Source organism: Actinophytocola sp. NPDC049390 (assembly GCF_044466355.1).
In the GTDB taxonomy this organism is placed as follows: domain Bacteria; phylum Actinomycetota; class Actinomycetes; order Mycobacteriales; family Pseudonocardiaceae; genus Actinophytocola.
Genome location: NZ_JBITMQ010000007.1, coordinates 132,663 through 152,462, shown reverse-complemented (window position 1 = coordinate 152,462; position 19,800 = coordinate 132,663). Strand labels below are relative to the sequence as shown.

The 19,800-nt window shown below is 70.0% G+C and carries 18 protein-coding genes; 9 read left to right on the top strand and 9 right to left on the bottom strand.

Annotated elements, in window-relative coordinates:
* Nucleotides 1–327 precede the first annotated feature (327 nt).
* The 4 genes from ACIBVP_RS21130 (at nucleotide 328) to ACIBVP_RS21115 (ending at nucleotide 3,743) form a co-directional block, all read left to right on the top strand.
* The gene (locus ACIBVP_RS21130) at nucleotides 328–1,533 is read left to right on the top strand and encodes a C39 family peptidase (RefSeq protein ID WP_396107895.1); all 1,206 of its coding nucleotides are present in this window, start codon (nucleotides 328–330) and stop codon (nucleotides 1,531–1,533) included.
* A gap of 12 nt (nucleotides 1,534–1,545) precedes the next feature.
* Complete coding sequence (locus ACIBVP_RS21125; RefSeq protein WP_396107894.1) at nucleotides 1,546–2,604, top strand: gamma-glutamylcyclotransferase; 1,059 nt, start codon at nucleotides 1,546–1,548, stop codon at nucleotides 2,602–2,604.
* Nucleotides 2,605–2,608: 4 nt separating this feature from the next.
* A complete protein-coding gene (locus ACIBVP_RS21120) occupies nucleotides 2,609–3,226 on the top strand; it encodes a DUF4232 domain-containing protein (RefSeq protein ID WP_396107893.1) in 618 nt (205 codons plus the stop codon).
* A 76-nt stretch (nucleotides 3,227–3,302) separates the two neighbouring features.
* The gene (locus ACIBVP_RS21115; protein ID WP_396107892.1) at nucleotides 3,303–3,743 is read left to right on the top strand and encodes a hypothetical protein; all 441 of its coding nucleotides are present in this window, start codon (nucleotides 3,303–3,305) and stop codon (nucleotides 3,741–3,743) included.
* On the opposite strand, the gene ACIBVP_RS21110 is transcribed toward ACIBVP_RS21115, so the two are convergent.
* On the bottom strand, nucleotides 3,718–5,358 hold the full coding sequence (locus tag ACIBVP_RS21110; RefSeq protein WP_396107890.1) for an FAD-binding oxidoreductase: 1,641 nt from the start codon (nucleotides 5,356–5,358) through the stop codon (nucleotides 3,718–3,720). The genes ACIBVP_RS21115 and ACIBVP_RS21110 overlap by 26 nt on opposite strands.
* 17 nt (nucleotides 5,359–5,375) lie before the next feature.
* Here ACIBVP_RS21110 and ACIBVP_RS21105 point away from each other — a divergent pair, with 17 nt between their 5' ends.
* Nucleotides 5,376–5,975, top strand: a complete 600-nt coding sequence (locus ACIBVP_RS21105) for a TetR/AcrR family transcriptional regulator (protein ID WP_396107889.1) — start codon at nucleotides 5,376–5,378, stop codon at nucleotides 5,973–5,975.
* Nucleotides 5,972–7,492 carry a glycerol-3-phosphate dehydrogenase/oxidase gene (locus ACIBVP_RS21100; protein ID WP_396107887.1) on the top strand — a complete coding sequence of 507 codons (1,521 nt, stop codon included), beginning with the start codon at nucleotides 5,972–5,974 and terminating at the stop codon, nucleotides 7,490–7,492. The genes ACIBVP_RS21105 and ACIBVP_RS21100 overlap by 4 nt, the downstream gene beginning before the upstream one ends.
* A 106-nt stretch (nucleotides 7,493–7,598) precedes the next feature.
* On the opposite strand, the gene ACIBVP_RS21095 is transcribed toward ACIBVP_RS21100, so the two are convergent.
* The 3 genes from ACIBVP_RS21095 to ACIBVP_RS21085 are packed head-to-tail and all read right to left on the bottom strand — an operon-like array spanning nucleotide 7,599 to nucleotide 9,795.
* Nucleotides 7,599–9,011, bottom strand: coding sequence for a M15 family metallopeptidase (locus ACIBVP_RS21095; RefSeq protein WP_396107885.1), 1,413 nt, complete (start codon nucleotides 9,009–9,011; stop codon nucleotides 7,599–7,601).
* The gene (locus ACIBVP_RS21090) at nucleotides 9,008–9,328 is read right to left on the bottom strand and encodes a type VII secretion target (protein ID WP_396107883.1); all 321 of its coding nucleotides are present in this window, start codon (nucleotides 9,326–9,328) and stop codon (nucleotides 9,008–9,010) included. The genes ACIBVP_RS21095 and ACIBVP_RS21090 overlap by 4 nt, the downstream gene beginning before the upstream one ends.
* Nucleotides 9,329–9,357: 29 nt before the next feature.
* The gene (locus tag ACIBVP_RS21085) at nucleotides 9,358–9,795 is read right to left on the bottom strand and encodes a YbaB/EbfC family nucleoid-associated protein (protein ID WP_396107882.1); all 438 of its coding nucleotides are present in this window, start codon (nucleotides 9,793–9,795) and stop codon (nucleotides 9,358–9,360) included.
* 187 nt (nucleotides 9,796–9,982) lie between these two features.
* Between ACIBVP_RS21085 and ACIBVP_RS21080 the strand changes: the two genes are divergently transcribed.
* The gene (locus ACIBVP_RS21080) at nucleotides 9,983–10,837 is read left to right on the top strand and encodes an ABC transporter ATP-binding protein (protein ID WP_396107881.1); all 855 of its coding nucleotides are present in this window, start codon (nucleotides 9,983–9,985) and stop codon (nucleotides 10,835–10,837) included.
* Nucleotides 10,834–11,988 (top strand): ABC transporter permease, encoded by a 1,155-nt coding sequence (locus ACIBVP_RS21075; protein ID WP_396107880.1) that lies wholly within the window; start codon nucleotides 10,834–10,836, stop codon nucleotides 11,986–11,988. The genes ACIBVP_RS21080 and ACIBVP_RS21075 overlap by 4 nt, the downstream gene beginning before the upstream one ends.
* A gap of 281 nt (nucleotides 11,989–12,269) precedes the next feature.
* Here ACIBVP_RS21075 and ACIBVP_RS21070 read toward each other — a convergent pair whose 3' ends face one another.
* Together ACIBVP_RS21070 and ACIBVP_RS21065 are read right to left on the bottom strand one after the other, a co-directional pair.
* Complete coding sequence (locus ACIBVP_RS21070; RefSeq protein WP_396107879.1) at nucleotides 12,270–13,583, bottom strand: citrate synthase; 1,314 nt, start codon at nucleotides 13,581–13,583, stop codon at nucleotides 12,270–12,272.
* A gap of 91 nt (nucleotides 13,584–13,674) precedes the next feature.
* Nucleotides 13,675–14,613, bottom strand: a complete 939-nt coding sequence (locus ACIBVP_RS21065; protein ID WP_396107878.1) for a carbohydrate kinase — start codon at nucleotides 14,611–14,613, stop codon at nucleotides 13,675–13,677.
* A gap of 84 nt (nucleotides 14,614–14,697) precedes the next feature.
* Between ACIBVP_RS21065 and ACIBVP_RS21060 the strand changes: the two genes are divergently transcribed.
* Entirely contained in the window at nucleotides 14,698–15,843 is a 1,146-nt protein-coding gene (locus ACIBVP_RS21060; RefSeq protein WP_396107877.1) for an acyl-CoA dehydrogenase family protein, read from the top strand.
* Between the two features lie 355 nt (nucleotides 15,844–16,198).
* Here ACIBVP_RS21060 and ACIBVP_RS21055 read toward each other — a convergent pair whose 3' ends face one another.
* From ACIBVP_RS21055 to ACIBVP_RS21045, 3 genes are read right to left on the bottom strand one after another with little or no spacing between them, the layout of a single operon-like run.
* A complete protein-coding gene (locus ACIBVP_RS21055; protein WP_396107876.1) occupies nucleotides 16,199–17,416 on the bottom strand; it encodes an amidohydrolase in 1,218 nt (405 codons plus the stop codon).
* 11 nt (nucleotides 17,417–17,427) lie between these two features.
* Entirely contained in the window at nucleotides 17,428–18,327 is a 900-nt protein-coding gene (locus tag ACIBVP_RS21050) for an aldose 1-epimerase family protein (RefSeq protein WP_396107875.1), read from the bottom strand.
* A 17-nt stretch (nucleotides 18,328–18,344) separates the two neighbouring features.
* Complete coding sequence (locus ACIBVP_RS21045) at nucleotides 18,345–19,754, bottom strand: APC family permease (RefSeq protein WP_396107874.1); 1,410 nt, start codon at nucleotides 19,752–19,754, stop codon at nucleotides 18,345–18,347.
* Nucleotides 19,755–19,800 lie beyond the last annotated feature (46 nt).

The following is a 19,800-nucleotide window of genomic DNA, read 5'->3' as shown; positions in this document are numbered from 1 at the left end:
GCAAGGACACCGCGAGTCGCGCTCCCGCACACAGCGAGTCGCGCGCAAGAACACCGCGAGTCGCGCTCCCGCACATACCGAGTTGTACGTTTCGTGCACACGCCCAGCACATCCGCATGCACGAAACGCACAACTCGATGTGTCTGGGCGCGCGACTCGCGGTGTCTGAGAACGCGACTCGCGGGGTGGGGGCTTGGTTCGCGGCTGAGTGGGGCATTTACATGGCGTGTGCGGCACTGGAAAATCGTTCGCATGCGCGTACACCCGATACGTCTTGCCGCCGGGCTTGGAGTCGCTCTGGTCATGTCGTTGTCCTCTGTTCCGGCGATGGCCGAGCCGGTCGCGGACGACGCGCCCGTCGACTTCCACCAGTGGCGGTCCACCTCCGACTTCATGAAGGGCCGTGCCGAAGGCCTCCTCCCCACCCCGGGTGGCCTGGTCATCTCCCGACCCGTCGGCACGATCGAGCACACCGAACCCGACCTCGGCACCACCCGCACCTACGAGTACGGCCGCTGGACCTCTCCCGTGCGGAGGCAGGGCTTCGACGCCACCCAGCTCGTCGCCTCGTGGAACGCGAAGACGCCCAAGAACACCTGGCTGACGGTCGAGATGCAGGGCACCACCGGCGACGGCACCACGAGCCGCTGGTACACGATGGCCCGCTGGGCGCTCGGCGACAGCGACATCGTCCGCACGACGATCCCCGACCAGGAGGACGCCGTCGGGTACGTCGACGTCGACACGTTCGTCGCCGAGCAGGCCATCGCGAGCTACCAGCTCCGCGTGACCCTCTACCGCGAACGCGGCACGCGGGCGACGCCGAAGCTGTCCATGGTCGGCGCCATGACCTCGAACATCCCCGACCGGTTCACCGTTCCCGCAGGCCCGTCCGCGGGCGCGTGGGGCGTCGAGCTGCGGGTCCCGCGCTACTCGCAGAACGTCCACGCGGGCGAGTACCCGGAGTACGGCGGCGGTGGCGAGGCCTGGTGCAGCCCCACCTCGACGGAGATGGTGGTCGAGTACTGGGGCAAGCGGCCCAGCGACGAGGACCTGGAGTGGGTCGACCCGGAGATCGCCGACCCGACGATCCCGCACGCCGCCCGCTTCACCTACGACCACGACTACGACGGCACCGGCAACTGGCCGTTCAACACCGCCTACGCCGCGTCGTTCGGGCTGAACGGGCACATCACGCGCCTGTCGTCCATGACCGACCTCGAGAAGTTCATCAAGGCGGGCATCCCAGTGATCACGTCGCAGTCGTTCCTCGCGAGCGAGTTGGACGGCGCCGGCTACGGCACGGCGGGCCACATCATGGTGGTCGTCGGCTTCACGGAGAACGGCGACGTGATCGCGAACGACCCGGCCTCCAGCAGCAACGAAGCGGTCCGCAACGTCTACAAGCGTGACCAGTTCGCCAACATCTGGCTGCGCACGAAGCGCTACAACGCGTCAGGTGGGATCTCCAGCGGCCCGGGTGGCGTCGCTTACATCATCGCGCCGCCGTGGAAGAAGCTGCCGCGTCTCTGACACGGTAGGGGCGTGAGCTTCGCCGACGAGGAGTACCCGGCGGTGCCCTACCCGGGCCGCCGCCCACCGTTCTCCTACGTGCACGACGACGCCACCGGGTGGGCACTCCGCCCCGACCCGGTGGCGCCGTCGTGCTGGCGCGTCGACGGCACCGACCTCGACGCATGGCTCGCCGACCGGGGCGCGCGGCCGCTCGCCGAGCGCGTGCCCGTGCTCTGCTACGGCTCGAACGTCTGCCCGTCCAAGATCACCTGGCTTCGCGACGCGCTCGGTCTCCCGGGCCCGGCCGTCCTGCTGAACGCGCGCTGCACGGACGTCGCCGCGGTGTGGGCCAGCGGCCTGCGGGTGGTCGACGACCAGCGGCCTGCCACGCTCACCGCGATGCCCGGCAACGTGGAGGACCACTCGATCTGGCTGGCCACCCAGGAGCAGGTCGCCGTACTTGACAGGTGTGAGGGACGCGGCGAGCGGTACCGGCTCGCACGCGTGGACACCGGCGAGGTCAGGCTGGCGGACGGGACGATCGTCGACGGCCCGCTCGCGTACGTCGCCGCGGCGCCCCGCAGGATGCCGCTGCTGGTGGCCGGGAAACCCGTGCGCTGCCTCGACGTTCCGCAGTCCGGCGCCGCCGCGCTCGTCGGCGAACCCGCGGACACCGACCTACTTGACGTGCGTCAGGTTACGGGTGCGCCGGAACCGGCGGACTTCCCCGGCCGCCTGTTCGTCTACGGCACGCTCCAACCTGGCGCGTCGGACTGGTGGCGGCTCGAACCCCACGCGGCGGGAGAACCCCGCGCGGCGGCGCTCCCGGGCACGTTGTTCGACACCGGGCTCGGCTACCCCGCGCTACGGCTCGGCGAGGGACCCGGGGTGTCCGGCTGGGTGATCGACCTGGCAAGACCCACCGCCGCACTGTCCCTTGTGGACGATTACGAAGGTGCGGAGTACCACCGTGTGCGCGTTGCGTTACCGGGCGGGCAACTCTGCTGGACGTATGTGTGGGCGGGCGGTTTCGAGGGATTGCGTATGCTAACGGCCCCGTGGGCGACCGCGGATCCGTCTCGGAGGTGAGGGCGTGGCCCGGCATGACCGACTCTGTGCGATCGCGGTACTCGCGACCGTGCTGCTGAGCGGATGCGGTGCTCGGCCGACCGCGGCGGGTGACTCGTCGACGAGTTTGACGAGCACCACCACCGAATCGGCGGCACCGACCACGTCGTCGCCGTCGCCGCCACCGCGGTTCACCGGAGGCGCCTCGACCCCGCCCGCGCAGGACAACCGCTGTACGGCGGCGATGTTGACGGGCAGCGTCGAACCGAAGGACGCGGACGCGGGCAGCAGACGCGCGACCCTGGTGGTGCGCAACAAGAGTCAGCAGGTGTGCACGCTGTGGGGCTACGGCCGCCTCGACCTGCTGGACGTCGAGAAGAACTCCCTGCCGACCAACGCGGAACGCAATCTCAACCCGGTGCCGACGCTTGTGCGGCTCCGACCGGACGCGGCGGCCGCGAAAATCCTGCGCTGGAGCGTGGTCGCGGCCGAGGACGAGCCCACCGACGGCCAGTGCCAGCCCGCGGCGTCGAGCATCAAGGTGTCCCCGCCGGACGAGGAAGCGTCGTTCGAGGTGGACTTCGAGTTCGGCCCCGTGTGCGACCACGGCCGCCTCGACACGAGCGCGTACTACCCGCGGTAGCGCCGGTTCGCTCCCTGGAGCGACCTTTTTCGCCGTTTCCCTGTTCACACGCACGTCGAACAGGCAGGCTTGCGCCATGAACACCGAGCCCGACCTCGCAACCCAGCAGACGGTGCGGCAACCGGTGCCCACCGTGATCGAGCCCGTGCCGCCGGAACCGGCCGACCCGCTCGCGAAGATCATGATCACGCCACGCACGTTCTGGGCGATCCTCGCGCTCGCGGCGCTGCTGCTCGGCCTGCTGCTCGCGTTGCTGCCCGTGCGGGTGGCGAACGCGAACCCGGTTGACGCCGGTCAGGTTACGTGCGGCAACACCATCGGCGGTGTCGAGACCGGGCCACTGGCCGCACAGCTGGACGAACCGGGCGACGAGGTGCTCGCCACGTACGTGAACACGTGCGAGAGCGCGATCGCGACCCGGCTCGCCTACTCGTGGCCGATGTTCTTCGCCGGGGCGCTCGCGATCGTGTGGTCCGGGGTCGTGCGCAGGCCTACCGCACCAGTTTCCCGGGATTGAGCACGCCGTCGGGGTCGAGCGTACGTTTGACGCCGGCGAGCACGTCGAGTCCCAGCTCGCCGACCTCCCTGCCCAGGTACGGCGCGTGGTCGACGCCGACCGCGTGGTGGTGCGAGATCGTCCCGAGCGCACCGTCCGAAATGGCCTCGCAGGCGGCCGCTTTCGCGCGCTGCCACTGGCCTTCCGGGTCTCCGGTGTCGCGCGGCACGATCGTCGTGAAGTACAGCGACGCGCCGGTCTCGTAGGCGTGCGAGATGTGGCACGCCACGATCGGCGTGCGGCCGGGCGCGGACAGTGCCCCGACGAGCGCCGCGCGGACCTCGGTGCGCAACGTGCTCAGCTTGGACCAGTAGGTGGCGGTCTCGAGTGTCTCGACGCAGACTCCCTTGTCCATCAAGGCGTCCCGCTGCCGGGGACCGGCGAACCGGCCGTGCCGCCACGTCTCCCCAGCCGGCGTGCCGAGCGACACCACACGTCCCTGGCGCAGCACCCGCAACGTGGCACGGCGCCGGTGCGCAAGGTCCTCTGTGGACGTCGCCTCCCAGCCCAGGATCAGCAGGCAGGGTTCGAGAATTCCCCGTGCCCGCAGGTACTTCCGCACCACCGCGGTCTTCCAGCCACCGGAGAGCGTGAGCCCGACCTCGGTCTCCTGCGGGTCGGAGAGCCGGGTGACGTCGGCGAGTACCCGCGCCTGCGCGAGCCGGCGTACCGCGGCGGCACCGGCTTCCCAGCCGTCGACCACGAAACCCTCGTAGCGGCGCACGGTCGGCAGTTCCCGCACCCGCACGGTCACCTCGGTGATCACGCCGAACGCGCCCTCGCTGCCGACGACAACCTGACGCAGGTCAGGTCCGGCCGCCGACGCCGGTGCGACCCCGAGCCGCCACTCGCCGCGGGGCGTCGCGACCCGCACACCCTCGACCATGTCCTCGAACCGCCCGTACCCGGACGAGGCCTGCCCGGACGACCGCGTGGCGGCGAACCCGCCGATCGTGGCGCGTTCGAACGACTGCGGCACGTGGCCGAGCGTGAGCCCGTGCACGGCGAGCAACCGCTCCGCCTCCGGCGCGACGACCCCGGCCTGGAACACCGCGAGCCGCGAAACCGGGTCCACGGACACCAGCTTGTCCAGCCGCACCAGGTCGAGCACGACGACCGCGGGCTTGTCACCGCGCAACGCGGCGACACCGCCGACCACCGACGTGCCGCCACCGAACGGCACGAGCCCGATGCCGTGCGTGGCGCACACCTCGACGACCTGCTGCACCTCGGCCGGGTCCGCGGGCACCACGACCGCGTCCGGCACCGCGAGCGGACCGGATCCCCTGTGCCGCAACAGGTCCAGATAGGACAGTCCACCGGAGCGACCGAGGCGGTCGTCCCGCCCGGTCAGCACGTGCCGTTCCCCGACCACCGCGCGGAGCGCCTTGTGCACCTGCTCCGGCAACGCCGACTCGGCGACGGTGAGCGCGGAGTCCGGCGCGGCGGGCGTCGGACGAGCGTCAAGACCTGTGCGCGCCGCTAGCCAGCGGGTGGCATGAGGGGGCAGGATGACGTCCTGCCCGCCGGCCGACGTCCACCCACCGCGAACGAGGTGGTCACTGTTGTTGGTCACGGAGTATAGTGTGACACATGACGTCCATCCGTCACACTCCGTCACCCAACCGTGTCGCTGACGATCTGTTGCTCGACGCGGCCATGGAGTGCGTACTCGCCGTCGGTGTACGCAGAACCACGTTGAGCGATGTCGCGCGGACCGCCGGCGTGAGCAGGATGACGCTCTACCGCCGTTTCCCCGACGTGCGCGGAATGCTGTCGGCGCTGATCACCCGCGAGTTCGGCAAGGTCCTGGCCGAGGCGAACGACGTCGCGCGCGACGAACCGACCGCGCGGGACGGCCTCGTGGTCGCGTCGGTGCACACCATCCGCGCGCTGGCCACGAACCCGCTGATGCACGCGGTGATCGAGCGTGACGCGGAGTTGCTCCTGCCGTACATCATGGAGCGCGTCGGCACGAGCCAGCACATGACCGAGGAGTACCTGCGCGCGCAGCTCGCGGCCGGGCAGGCCGACGGCTCGATCCGCGAGGCCGACCTCGCGATCCAAGCCCGCACGATCTTCCTGCTGCTGCAGCCGTACGTGTTCACCATCCGCCCGTCGACGTCCGACCTCGACCTCGAGGACCTGCTCGCCGAGCTGACCAGGTTGCTCGACGTGGCGCTGCGCCCGTGAACACCGCGCTCAACGCGGCACGCCGCACCGAGGAACTGGCCGCGCTGGCGGCGGGCGAGGTGGTCGACGTGCTGGTGGTCGGCGGCGGCGTGACCGGCGCGGGCATCGCGCTCGACGCGGCGGCACGCGGGTTGTCGGTGGCGCTGCTGGAGGCACACGACCTCGCGTTCGGCACGTCTCGGTGGTCGAGCAAGCTGGTGCACGGCGGGCTGCGGTACCTCGCGAAGGGCGACGTGGCGCTCGCGCACGAGAGCGCGGTCGAGCGCGGCATCCTCATGACGTCCACCGCCCCGCACCTGTCGCGGCCGCTGCCGCAGCTGATCCCCTTGCAGAGCAGGGTTTCCCGCGGCAACGCCGCCTTCATCGCGACCGGGCTGCGCGCCGGTGACGCGTTGCGGCGGGCGGCACGCACCCCGTCGGCGCTGCTGCCGCCGCCGCGCCGGGTGTCGGCGCCGGAGGCTCTCGCGCTGGCGCCGGGCCTGCGGTCGTCGGACCTGCGTGGCGGGCTGCTGTCGTTCGACGGGCAGCTGACCGACGACGCGCGGCTGGTGGTGGCGCTCGCGAGGACAGCGGCCGGGCTGGGCGCGAAGATCATCACGCGGGCGCCCGTGACCGCGCTGACCGGCACGTCGGCGGAGGTGCGGGACGGCGAGCGGCTCGTCGAGGTGCGCGCGCGGACGGTGATCAACGCGACCGGCGTGTGGGCGGGCAAGCTGGTGCCGTCGGTGCGGTTGCGGCCCTCGCTCGGCACGCACCTGGTGGTGTCGGCCGAGGCGGTCGGGCTGGGCGGCGCGGCGCTGACCGTGCCGATTCCCGGCGCGCGGTCGCGGTTCGTGCTGCTGCTGCCCCAGCAGGACGGCCTGGTGTACCTGGGCCTGACGGACGAGCCGTTCGACGGCGACATCCCGGACGAACCGGTGGCCCCGGAGTCCGATGTGGACTTCCTGCTCGACGTGGCGTCGTCGGTGCTGGCGCGCCCGCTGACGAAGGCCGACGTGCTCGGCAGCTACGCGGGCCTGCGCCCGCTGCTCGACGCGCCGGGCCGCAGCGCGGACCTGTCCCGCAAGCACGCCGTGCTGACGTCGCCGGAGGGTGTGCTGACGATCGTGGGCGGCAAGCTCACCACCTACCGCCGCATGGCGGAGGACGCCGTGGACGCGGCGGCGGAGAAGGGAAACCTGACAACCGGCAGGTCCCGCACCCGGCGACTACCGCTGGTCGGCGCCGCCCCGCGCACCACTTTGTCCACAGTGGACGCACCGGCGCGGCTGGTCGCCAAGTACGGCACGGAAGCCGAGCAGGTCGCGGCCATCGACCCGACGCCACTGGCCCCGGACCTGCCGATCACCGCGGGCGAGGTCGAGTGGGCGGTCCGCGTGGAAGGCGCCATGGACGCCGACGACGTACTACACCGCCGCACCCGAATAGGCCTGGTGGCCACCCACCTGGAAACAGTCCAACCCAAAGTAACCGCGTTGGTCACCAACACCCGCGAGTCGCGCTCCCGGACAGTATGAGTTGTACGTTTCGTGCAGGTGCCCAAGGCGGGCTGTCTGCACGAAACGTACAACTCGGTATGTCCGAGAACGCGACTCGCGGTGTTCTGGCGCGCGACTCGCGGGGTTACTGCTGGGCGTTGCGGAGGCGGGCCGCTACCGCGGCGACCTGCTCCTGGCTGCCGACGATCTCGAAGTGCATCTCGTCGGCGCGGCCGCGGTAGTCGCCGCCCCAGCGGACCACGTTGTCGACCTCGGCCAGGATGCGGCGGATCTCCGCGCTCTGCTCCGGGGTGAACGTGTCCCGCACGGCGAGCGGGTGCCGGGTCGCGTTGAGGTCGATCGCGGTGCCGCTCGCGTGGTTGGAGACGGCCTCGGAGCCGCGGACGTTGCGGTGCGCGTAGGCCCAGTCGTCCCGCTCGCCCGCCTCGGAGTTCATCGAGATGTCCTCGACCCGCGCGCTGACCTGGCTGGCGACGTGGATGAGCACGTCACCCGCCGGGCCCTCGGCGACCCGCAGCCGCACGTCCGTGCCCGGGACGGTGCGCGTGACGAGCGGCGGGTTCACCGGCCACCCGTTCTGCGACCGGGGGCCGTCGTGCTGGTGGTCGGTCTCCACCGCCGGGCGCACCTGCGGGATCGGCACGTTCTGCGGCAGTGTCTGTGCCTGCGCGTCCTGCCGCTGACCGACGTCGTTCGGCTGGTAGTACTGCCCGTTCGGGTTGTACTGGACCTGGTGCGCGCTCGGCGTGACCTGCTGCTGGCCGCTGGCCTTGCCGCCGATCATCTCCACCAACTGCTTGACCTGCTGGACGACCTGCATGATCTGCTGCACGACCTGGATGATCTTCTGCAGCGTCTGGACGACCTTCTGGATCTGCTGGACCAGCTTCATGCCGGTCTGCACGGCCTTCTGCGTCGACTGCGCGATGCCCAGCGCGACCGACGCGCCGAACGACAGCCACGACTTCGACAGCGCCTCGATGCAGATCTGGATGATCTTCTGCACGGCCTCGCTGATCAGGTCCATCACGACCTGGCGGGCCTGCGCGACGGCCTGCCCCGCCTGCGTGATGGCCCCCGACACGGCCCTGCTGGCCTGCGCGAGCGCCTCGAGGCCGCTCGCCTGGTTGCCGCTCGCCCTGCGGTAGCCCTCACCGGCGCCACCGGTCCACGACCGCGTCTGCGTCGTCGACGAGGACCGGTAGTGGCCCGCCACCTGCGTCAGGTTCGACGACGCGGCGCCCCACGACCGCGCCGAGCCGGTGATCGCGCCGGAGTTGCCCTTGAGGATGTCGAACGGCTCCCGCAGGAACGACACCGCGCCGAGCACCCAGCCGAGACCGGCCGAGCTGATCGCGCCGAGCGGGTCGCCCGCGATGTTGAGCACGTCCATCGCCACGTTGGTCACGCCCATCGCGGAGCCGAGGACGTCGCCCTTCTCCATGGCGTCGGCGGTCGACTTGATGTGCGTGAACAGGTTCTCCGCCTGGCTGGTGGTCCCGCCGGTCGTACGCGGCTGGGTAAGGGTCTCGCTCACCTGGCTACTTCCTCCCCGGCCTCCTGCACGGTGAACACGTGCGTGTGGTGGTCCTCGGTCGCCTGGTAGTCGTCCGCGACCTGCACGAGGCCGGACTGCACCTGGTCGACCGTCTGGCTCGCGCCGTTCATGGCCTGCCGCACGTCACCCGCCGCGCTCGTGATGGCCGACGCGAAGAACTCCGCGATCTGGCCGAACGCGCCGCCGGACACGTTGTCCTGCGCCGCGCCGGCGACCGAACGCACGTTGGCGGCGACCGAGCCGACCGTCTCCGCGTGTGTTCGCACCTCGCCTACATGTACGTTGAAATCACCCATGGGATCCGCCGATCGCTCTGTGGACTGCTCTACTTGATCACTTCTGGCGGGTTGTCGAAGTACTCGTCGTCCGACCTCGTGTCACGGTGGGCGGTCAGGTCCATCGGCTGGTCCTTGCCGTCACCCGTGTAGCCCTCGGGCAGGTACTCCTTCACCGCCTCCAACGCCGCGCCCTCGCCGACGAACTTGGTCATCACGTCCACGACCTGCTGGCCGACGTCCCGCTGCGCCGCCCGGCTGGTCTCGAGGATGACCCGCGCGAGGTGCTCCGGCTCGAAGTCACGCGCTCCAGAACGCAGCACCAGGTCGGAAAGCGCACCGCTGGCGGTCACCCTGACCGTCACCTCGCCGTCCTGCGAGGTGGCGGACCCACCAACCGTGCGTAATGCCTTCTCCGCCTTGTCCGCGCTGGCCGCAGCCGCCTTCAACTTCTCGTCGTACTGCGCGAACCACTTGTCCGGGTCCATGCGTCGTTACTCCAATGGTCCTTCGTGGATCATCTGCATCCTCGCCAGAACCTACGCGTTTCGACTCCGCCGAAGGACGTAGTTCCGCGAACAATTTTCAAAGGTAATCCCGCGGGGACGGCCCGTAATCTTCCGTGGTCGCCGGGCCTGGATACTGGTAACGGACACCAGTCGAGGGAGGCGCGGCGTGCTGGAGCTGGACCGGGTCGCCAGGCGCTCCGGCGAGCAGGGGACCTGCCAGGACGTCACGTTCACGGTTCGGCACGGCGAGGTTGTGGGACTGGCCGGGACCGGGACCACCGCCGTGCTGCGACTCGCCGCCGGGTTGCTCGAACCTGACGCCGGTCAGGTTCGCAGGAGCGGCGCCCGCGTCGGTTACCTGCCGGCCGAAGGCGGCCTGTACCCGCGCATGCGGGTGCTCGACCAGCTCGTCTACGTCGCCCGGCTGCACGGCGCCGACGTCTACGAGGCGCTGCGTGACGCGGAGTTGTGGGCGGCCCGGTTCGGGCTGCGGGACCGCCGCGGCGACCGGGTGCGGCAGCTCGCCCCGCGGGAGCGCGCCCGGCTGCGGCTCGCGGCCGTGCTCACCCCCAACCCGGACCTGCTGGTGCTCGACGACCCGTACGCTGGCCTCGACCAGGCCACCGCCGACCTGCTCACCTCCATGCTTCGCGAACGGGCGGCGGGCGGTGCGAAGGTACTGGTGGCCTGTGCCGATCTCGATGTGGTGGCGCGGCTGTGCGACCGTGCCGTCGTGCTCCACAATGGACGCGTGGTGGCGGAGGGTGCGGTCGGTGAGCTCCTGGCCGCGGCACGGCAGGAGCTGCTCGTCGACGTGCCGTCGGCGCCACCGGACTGGGCGGCGGTGCTGCCCGGCGTGACCGTGCTCGCGGTCCACAACGGACTGTTCCGGCTCGCGCTCGCCCCCGGCACCGACGACCAGGCGGTGCTCACCGCGGCGCTCGCGACCGGCCCGGTGCACGGTTTCACCCGGATACCGCCCCGGCTCGCCGACCTGTTCGACGTGGTGACGGCAGGATGACCGCCGCCAGGACCGTGTCGCTGGTGGCCCGCCGGGAGCTCGCCGCGCGGCTGCGCACCAGGTCGTTCGTGTTCGGCACCGTGCTGTCCGCGCTGGTGCTGGCCGGTTTCGTGCTGACGCAGAGCGCGGTGTTCGACGACCGGCACCGCGAGACCATCGGGTTGAACGGCCAGGCGATCGCCGTGTCCGCGCAGCTCGTCGAGGAAGCGCGGCAGGTGGGGCGGGACGTGCGGACCGTGGAGGTCACCGACCTCGCCGACGGACGTGCCCGCGTCGCCGACGGCAGGCTCGACGCTCTGGTCAGCGGTGCGCCCGCCGCGTTGACCGTGCTGGTGTCCAGCGGGCTGGACGACGAGCTGCGTGGCGTGCTCAACGGGTTGGTGCGGCAGCAGGTGCTGCGCGGGCAGCTGGCCGCGCTGGAGGACCCGACGGGCCTGGACGTCGACGGCCTGCTGCGCAACGTCGCCGAGGCGCACGTGACCGTGCGGACGTTGTCGTCGCCCGACCCGCACCGGGACGAACGGCACGCGGTCGCGTTGGTCGTCGTCGCGTTGCTGTACCTGGGGTTCCTGCTGTACGGGTCGCTGGTGGCGCAGGGCGTCGTGGCGGAGCGGTTCGGCGGAGTCGCGGAGTTCCTGTGGCCGGTGGTGCGGCCCGGCCAGCAGTTGGGCGGGAAGGTGGCCGGGCTGGGGCTGGCCGGGTTGGTCCAGCTGCTCGTCGTCGGGGCGGTCGGGCTTCTGGTCGCGCTGGCGACGAAGGTGTTGGTGTCGACCGGTGTCGCCGTGGCCGCGTTCGTCTGGGGCCTGGTGTGGTACCTGCTCGGCTTTCTGTTGTACGCCACGGTGTTCGCCGCCGTCGGGGTGCGGGTTTCGCGGCAGGAGGACGTGCAGGCCGCGTTGACGCCGGTGACCGTGGTGTTGCTGGTGGCGTTCGCGTTCGGGTTCGCGTTGTTGTCGCAGGACCCGTCCGGGTTGTTGACGGTGGTGTTGTCGCTGGTGCCACCGTTGTCGCCGTTGATCATGCCGGGGCGGTTGGCGCTCGGGGCGGTGCCGGTGTGGCAGGTGCTGCTGTCACTCGTGGCCACCGTGGCGGTGATCGCGGTACTGGTGCGGATCTCGACGCGGTTGTACCGGAAGGCCCTGACGAACTGACGTCGCGACCTCGTCGGGAGAGTTGTCCACAGGTGGTCCGGTTGTCCACAGTTCCCCGCCGCGGCCCGAAAATGTCGGCCCCCACTGGTAGACTGGCATGGCGGGTGGCCCCCGGGAATGGGTGGGGCCTGAGGTTACGTACTGGGCGCGGGCAAGCGCGACGGAATTGCGCCGATGTTCCGAACGGCGCTTTCGGGTGGCTTGGCCGGGCGCTCGAAGTGCTGAAGGACCCCTTCGGAACAGCTCACGCGTTCCGAAGGGGTCCTTCAGCACATTCCGTTCTAGCGGCCCGACACCGGGACGTAGTCGCGTTCCGTGTGTCCGGTGTAGACCTGCCGCGGGCGGCCGATCTTCGTGGCCGGGTCGTTCATCATCTCGCGCCAGTGGGCGATCCAGCCCGGCAGGCGACCCAGCGCGAAGAGCACCGTGAAGAACTTCGTCGGGAAGCCCATCGCGCGGTAGATGAGGCCGGTGTAGAAGTCCACGTTCGGGTACAGCTTGCGCTCGACGAAGTACTCGTCCGCCAGCGCGTGCTCCTCCAGCTGCTTCGCCAGGTCGAGGAGGCTGTCGTCGCCGCCGAGGCGGGTCAGGATGTCGTCGGCCGTCTTCTTGATGATGGCGGCGCGCGGGTCGTAGTTCTTGTAGACCCGGTGGCCGAAGCCCATCAGCTTGACGCCCTGGTCCTTGTTCTTGACGCGCTTGACGAAATCGCCGACGTCACCGCCGTCGTCGCGGATGCGCTCGAGCATTTCCAGGACCGCGCTGTTCGCGCCGCCGTGCAGCGGGCCGAACAGGGCGTTGATGCCCGCCGAGATGCTCGCGAACAGGTTCGCCTCGGACGAGCCGACCAGGCGCACGGTCGACGTCGAGCAGTTCTGCTCGTGGTCGGCGTGCAGGATGAACAGCAGGTCCAGCGCACGGGCGAGGTCCGGGTCGACCTCGTACGGCTCGGCCGGGAAGCCGAATGTCATGCGGAGGAAGTTCTCCACCAGCCCCAGCGAGTTGTCCGGGTACAGGAACGGCTGGCCGACGCTCTTCTTGTAGGCGTACGCCGCGATCGTGGGCAGCTTCGCCAGCAGTCGGATCGTGGAGATCTCGACCTGCTCCTGGTCGAACGGCCGCAGGCTGTCCTGGTAGAAGGTGGACAGTGCGGAGACCGCGGACGACAGCACGGGCATCGGGTGCGCGTCGCGGGGGAAGCCGTCGAAGAAGCGCTTCAGGTCCTCGTGCAGCAGCGTGTGGCGGCTGATCTTCGAGGTGAACTCGTCCAGCTGGGTCTGCGTCGGCAACTCGCCGTAGATGAGCAGGTAGCTCACCTCGATGAAGGTCGACTTCTCGGCCAGCTGCTCGATCGGGTACCCGCGGTACCGCAGGATGCCCGCGTCGCCGTCGATGTAGCAGATCTCCGACGAGCACGACGCGGTGTTGACGAACCCAGGATCGAGCGTGACGAGCCCGGTGGTCGACAGCAGTTTGCTGACGTTGATCCCGTCCGACCCCTCGGTGGCGCGCGCGACTGTCATCTCGTACTCGCCGCCCGGATAGCGCAGGGCGACGGATTCCGCCGCGCCGTTGTCTTTCTGCCCGTCAGGCATGCGTGTCCCTCTCAACAAAATCGTCTTGTGTTCTTAACGCTAGTGCGCCCAGCGCCGGTGGGTAAGGCCGAACGGTGTGGGACACCGCACTTTACGGCTGAACAGCCAGCTCAGCAGCGTAAGGCGGCTCCGCGCCGGCCCGGGAAACGGTGATCGACGCGGCTCTCGCGGCGAACGTCAGTGCTTCACGCCACGCCGCCGCGTCCACCGCGTGAAGTGTTTCCGGAGTCGTTGTGCCGTTGTTGTGCAGCCATGCCAACAACGCTCCGTGCACGGTGTCGCCCGCCCCGATGGTGTCGACCACCGTCGCGGGCACCGTGGGCACCTCGACCTCGACGCCCGCGGCCGTGCGCACCACGATGCCGTCCCCGCCCCTGGTCAGGACCACCGCCGCCGGCCCGCGACCCAGCCAGTCGGTCACGGCCTCGTCGGCGTTCCCCTGGGCCAGCCATTCCGCGTCCTCGATGGACAGTTTCAGCAACCCGATGTCCGGCAGCCACGACGCGACCCGCGCCCGGTAGGCAGTGGCGTCCGTCACCATCGCCGGACGGATGTTGGGGTCGACGACCGTGAGCCCGCCGCGGTCGCTGTGTTCACGCATCAGCCGCTCGTAGCGGCTCGCGCCGGGCTCGAGGAGGAGGGAGAGTGTGCCCAAGGACACGATCTTGACGTCGGGGGGCAACGGGCCGGGGTGAGCGACCTCACGGTCGGCCGTGCCCTCGACGTGGAAGGAGTAGCGCGCCGACCCGTCCGCCGCGATTCCCGCGACCGCGAGCGTCGTCGGCTCCGGTCCACGTTGGACCATCAAGGTGTCCACATTGGACAATTGAAGTCTGCGGAGTAGCGCGTCCCCGAAGGAATCCGTCGACAGCCGCGACAAGAACCGGACCGGCGCACCGAGCCGCCCGACCGTGATCGCGACGTTGTACGGCCCGCCGCCGGGCAGCGGCAGGAGCGGCCCGAGCTCACCGGGCACCGTCTCCGGCGCGGGCACGAGGTCGACGAGAGCCTCACCACCGACAACGATCATGAACCTTTTCCCTCACTACCCGACAGTAGGACGTCATACTGTTTTACGGCCTCACACAACGCATGGACCTGCGGAGGAGACGGCATGCCGGCCGAGCGACTGCTCCCCAACCGGGACGCGGACGACCTCATCAAGCTGACCAGGGAGATCGCCAGGGACGAACTGTCACCGCTGGCGTCGAAGTACGAGGAGGAGGGACGTTTCCCGAGGGAACAGTTCCGGCTCCTCGGGCGCAGCGGGCTGCTCGGCCTGCCGTACCCGGAGCAGTGGGGCGGCGGTGGCCTGTCGTACGAGGTGTACCTGCAGGTCCTCGAGGAGATCGCGACCGCGTGGATGTCGATGGGCGTCGGCCTCTCGGTCCACGTGATGTCGTGCTTCGCGCTGGCCGAGTACGGCACGGACGAGCAGCGCGCGGAGTGGCTCCCGACCATGCTGGGCGGCGAACTGCTGGGTGCGTACGCGCTGTCGGAGCCCCAGGCGGGCTCGGACGCGGCGGCGCTGGCGTGTCGCGCGGTGCTCACGGGTGACAAGTATGTGGTCAACGGCGTGAAGGCGTGGATAACACACGGTGGTCAGGCCGACTTCTACACCACCATGGTCCGCACGTCCCCCGATGGTGGCCGCGGCATCTCGTGCCTGCTGGTCCCGGCCGACGCGCCGGGCCTGACCGCGGCCCCACCGGAGCGCAAGATGGGCCTGACCGGCTCACCGACCACGCAGATGCTCTTCGACGACGCCGAGGTGCCCGCGTCGCGCCTGCTCGGTGCGGAGGGCGCGGGCCTGCGGATCGCGCTGTCGTCGCTGAACTCGGGCAGGCTGGGCATCGCCGCGTGCGCGGTCGGGCTGGCGCAGGCGGCGCTGGACGAGGCCGTCACCTACGCGCGGGGCCGCTCGCAGTTCGGCAAGCCGATCATCGAGTTCCAGGGCCTGGAGTTCCTGCTGGCCGACATGGCGGCCGCGGTCGAGTCGGCCAGGGCGACGTACCTGGAGGCCGCCCGCCGCCGTGACCGGGGGCTGCCGTTCCAGCGCCAGGCGTCGATCGCGAAGCTGGTCTCCACGGACGCCGCGATGAAGGTCACCACGGACGCGGTCCAGGTCCTCGGCGGCGCCGGCTACACCCGCGACTTCCCCGTCGAGCGCTACCTGCGCGAGGCGAAGGTCCCGCAGATCTTCGAGGGCACGAACCAGATCCAACGCCTGGTCATCGCCCGCGAACTACGCAACTCCTGACCCCGCGAGTCACGCCCCAGAACACCGCGAGTCACGCTCTCGAACACACCGAGTTGTCGGTTTCATGCAGACACCAAGCCCCGGCGACGTGCACGAAACCGACAACTCGCCATGCCCGAGCACGCGACTCGCGGAGTCCGAGCGCACAACACTTCCCGGCGAGTCGCGCTCCAGAACACCGCGAGTCGCGCGCTCGAACACACTGAGTTGTCAGTTTCAGCAGACGCCAAGCTCGGCGATGTGCACGAAACCGACAACTCGGCATGTGCGAGCGCGCGACTCGCGGTGTTTGGGCGCGCGACTCGCGGTGTTTGGGGGCGTGACTCGCGGTGTTTGAGGGCGTGACTCGCGGGGGTTAGTGCTGGTCTTCGTGGTATGGGGAGGCTGTTACGCCTCGGTTGGTGGTTTCGTCGAAGTGGTAGACCGGGCGGCCGTTGACGAACACCCGCACCGCGCGGCTCATCACGTCGAGCGGGTCGCCCGACCACAGCACGATGTCCGCGTCCAGGCCGGGCTTGAGCGCGCCGACGCGGTCGTCGAGCGACATGATCCGTGCCGGGTTCACGGTGATCGACCGCAGTGCCGTGTCCGAGTCGAGGCCTTCCTTCACGGCGAACGTGGCCTGGTGCACGAGGAAGTCGATCGGCACCACCGGGTGGTCGGTGGTCAGCGCGATCTCCACGCCAGCCCGCGCGAGGATGCCCGGGTTGCGCAGCGCCCGGTTGCGCACCTCCACCTTGGACCGGCCCACGATCAGCGGGCCGATGATCACCGGGATGTCCTTCTCCGCCAACAGGTCCGCGATCAGGTGGCCCTCGGTGCCGTGGTTGACGATCAGCTTGTAGCCGAACTCCTCCGACAGCCGGATGGCCGTCGCGATGTCGTCGGCGCGGTGGCTGTGCTGGCACCACGGCAGCTCGCCCTCGAGCACGCGGACGAGGATCTCCGACGTGGTGTCCCGCTCGAACGGCTTGCCCTCGCGGATCGCCCACTCGCGGGCCTCGCGGTAGTCCTGGGCCTTGGTGAACGCGTCGCGGATCACCGCGGCGACGCCGAGCCGGGTGGACGGCAGCTTGTCCTTGTCGCCGTAGATCCGCTTCGGGTTCTCCCCCAGCGCGCTCTTCACGCTGACGGGCTGGCGGACCAGCATGTCGTCGGCCGTGCGGCCCCACGACTTGACGGCCACCGTCTGACCGCCGATGGGGTTGCCGGACCCCGGCTTCACGACGACGGTCGTGACGCCGCCCGCGAGCGCGTCGCGGAAGCCCTCGTCCGCCGGGTTGATGCCGTCGAGCGCACGCAGCCGCGCGCCGTTCGGGTCGGTCATCTCGTTGACGTCGACGCCCGCCCAGCCGTCGCCCTCCTCATAGACGCCGACGTGGCCGTGTGCCTCGACGAAGCCGGGCAGGACCCACGTGCCCGCCGCGTCGACGATCTCCGCGTCGTCGGGCACGTCCACGTCGGCCTGCGCCCCGACCGCGACGATGACGCCGTCGTCGACCAGCACCGTCCCGCCGTCGATGGGCTCACCGTCGACGGGAACGACGTATCCACCAGTTATCGCGATGCTCACGATCAACCAACCTACGCGTTCCGCGGGGTGATGCCCCAGCGGCCCGTCCACGACTCGTCGGCCGACAGCCACAGCAGGTCCACGCCGGTGTTGAGCGCGTTCGGCGGGCACGTCATCGGCTCGATCGCCACCGCACGCGCGCCCTTGCCGGGGAACTCCGACGGCGTGAACACCTGCACCCAGCCGAACACCGGCTCGGCCCACACCTCGACGCCGCCACCCGCGTGGGTCACCGAGTGCCGGACCAGGCCGTCGTCGCCGGGCTCGCAGCCGCCGAACGCGGTGTCCAGCTCGACCTCCCGCAACGGTTTGCCCGTGCTGAAGTCGTAGTCCGTGCCGGTGACGTCGATCGGGTCGCCGTTGGGGATCATCGTGTCGACGTCGACCGGCAGGACGGTGCGGGCGGCCAGTGTGAGCACGCAGTCGTCGACGTCGGTGGTGCCCGGCCGCGGGTACGGGTGCGTGCCGACGCCGAACGGCATGTCCCGTTCGCCGCGGTTCTCCACGTGGTGGGTCACCGTGAGCCCGTCGTCGGTCAGTTCGTAGGAAATGCTGGTGCGAAAGGGAAACGGCCATCCCGGTGCCCCGTCGACCGCCACCCGCAACGTGACCGACGCCGTCGTGTGCTCGACCACGGTCCACGGCGCGCGCCGCACCAGGCCGTGGATCGCGTTGCCGCGCGCGGCTTCCGTCGCCTCGAGGTGGTGCGTCTCGCCGTCACGGGTCCACGTCGCCGCCGCCACCCGGTTGGGCCACGGCACCAGCACGGCACCGGCCCCCATCGGTGGTTCCTCGTCGTAGGTCTCGACGTACGGCACCCCGGCCACCTCGAACGCGCGCAGCCCCGCACCCGCGGTCGTGACGACCGCCCGGGCGGGGCCGTGCGTGATCTCCAGCTGCTCTCCTGTCATGCCAGGAGAGCCTACGGTCAGTCCTTGAGCGCCTGCGGGTCGAACTGCTTCACCGCGTCCTGCTCGCCGCGTGACCGCAGCACCAGCCAGTTGACGGCCCACAGCACGATGCCGAGGCCGATCAGCCCGAGCCCGATGTAGTAGTCGCGGGCGGTCTTGCCGGACAGCCCCGGCAGCACCAGGTACAGGCACAGGATCGCACCGAGCACCGGCGCGAACGTCGGCGCGCGGAAGTGGTTGTGCTCGACGGTGTCCTTGCGCAGCACCAGCACCGCGATGTTGACCACGGTGAACACGCACAGCAGCAGCAACGCGGTGGTGCCGCCGAGCGCGCTGACGCCGTCCGTGCCCGCGAAGATCAGCAGCAGGACCGCGATGCCGCTGGTGACGATGATCGACACCCACGGCGTGCGGCGGAACGGGTGCACGGTGCCGAACACGCGCGGCAGGATCCGTTCGTTCGCCATGCCGTACAGCAGGCGGCTGGCCATCAGCATGTTGATCAGGGCCGAGTTGATGACGGCGAACACGCCGATCCACTCGAAGATCCACCTCGGGAAGCCGGGCGCGCCGACGTCGATCACCTTGAGCAGCGCGCCGGACTCGGCGGCCGCGAGCTCACTCGACGTGAGCAGCAGCGACGACGTGAGCGCGACCAGCACGTAGATCACCGCGGCGGTGGCGAGCCCGCCGAGCAGCGCCTTCGGGAACACCCGTGGCGGGTCGGTGCACTCCTCGGCCATGTTGACCGAGTCCTCGAAGCCGACCATCGCGAAGAAGGCGATCGAGGTGGCCGCCGTGATCGCGAGCAGCCAGCTCTGGTCCGCGGTGTTGATCTCCAGCAGCCTGCCCGGTTCGCCGTCGCCACCGCCGACGGCGAACAGGCCGACGCAGATGATGATCGCGAGACCGGACAGCTCGATGATCGTGAGCACCACGTTGGCCTTCACCGAGTGCGCGACGCCGACGAAGTTCACGACCGCGAGCAGCCCGATGAAGATCACCGCGACGACGATCTTCGTCGTGTCGGTGACCTCGAAGTCGAACGCGGCGGGCAGGTAGGTGCCGCCGAACGCCATGGCGGCGGCCGACGCCGACGTGATGCCCGAGCACATCACCGCGAACGCGACGAGGAAGGTCACGAACGGTTTCTTGAACGCCTTGTTCGTGTACAGGGCGGCGCCCGCGGCCTTCGGGTACTTCCCGACCAGCTCCAGATAGGCGAACGCGGTCAGGAAGGCCACGACGAACGCGAGCAGGAACGGCAGCCACAGCGCACCGCCGACCTTGCCGGCGACCGTGCCGGTCAGGGCGTAGATGCCCGTGCCGAGGATGTCGCCGATCACGAAGAAGTACAGGAGCTTCGAGCCCATGACCCGCTTGAGGGTCGACTGCTCCTCGGGCGCAGCTGTGTTCTCGGTCACCATAACCCTTGAGCATGCCCGATCTTCACCGGTTCGACCAGATGCCGGG

Bases quoted from the DNA above. Each gene is read 5' to 3' on its own strand.
- ACIBVP_RS21050 (WP_396107875.1), bottom strand. From the start codon at position 18,327: ATGACAGGAGAGCAGCTGGAGATCACGCACGGCCCCGCCCGGGCGGTC.
- ACIBVP_RS21065 (WP_396107878.1), bottom strand. From the start codon at position 14,613: ATGATCGTTGTCGGTGGTGAGGCTCTCGTCGACCTCGTGCCCGCGCCG.
- ACIBVP_RS21070 (WP_396107879.1), bottom strand. From the start codon at position 13,583: ATGCCTGACGGGCAGAAAGACAACGGCGCGGCGGAATCCGTCGCCCTG.
- ACIBVP_RS21085 (WP_396107882.1), bottom strand. From the start codon at position 9,795: ATGGACCCGGACAAGTGGTTCGCGCAGTACGACGAGAAGTTGAAGGCG.
- ACIBVP_RS21045 (WP_396107874.1), bottom strand. From the start codon at position 19,754: ATGGTGACCGAGAACACAGCTGCGCCCGAGGAGCAGTCGACCCTCAAG.
- ACIBVP_RS21130 (WP_396107895.1), top strand. From the start codon at position 328: ATGGCCGAGCCGGTCGCGGACGACGCGCCCGTCGACTTCCACCAGTGG.
- ACIBVP_RS21115 (WP_396107892.1), top strand. From the start codon at position 3,303: ATGAACACCGAGCCCGACCTCGCAACCCAGCAGACGGTGCGGCAACCG.
- ACIBVP_RS21090 (WP_396107883.1), bottom strand. From the start codon at position 9,328: ATGGGTGATTTCAACGTACATGTAGGCGAGGTGCGAACACACGCGGAG.
- ACIBVP_RS21060 (WP_396107877.1), top strand. From the start codon at position 14,698: ATGCCGGCCGAGCGACTGCTCCCCAACCGGGACGCGGACGACCTCATC.
- ACIBVP_RS21075 (WP_396107880.1), top strand. From the start codon at position 10,834: ATGACCGCCGCCAGGACCGTGTCGCTGGTGGCCCGCCGGGAGCTCGCC.
- ACIBVP_RS21105 (WP_396107889.1), top strand. From the start codon at position 5,376: ATGACGTCCATCCGTCACACTCCGTCACCCAACCGTGTCGCTGACGAT.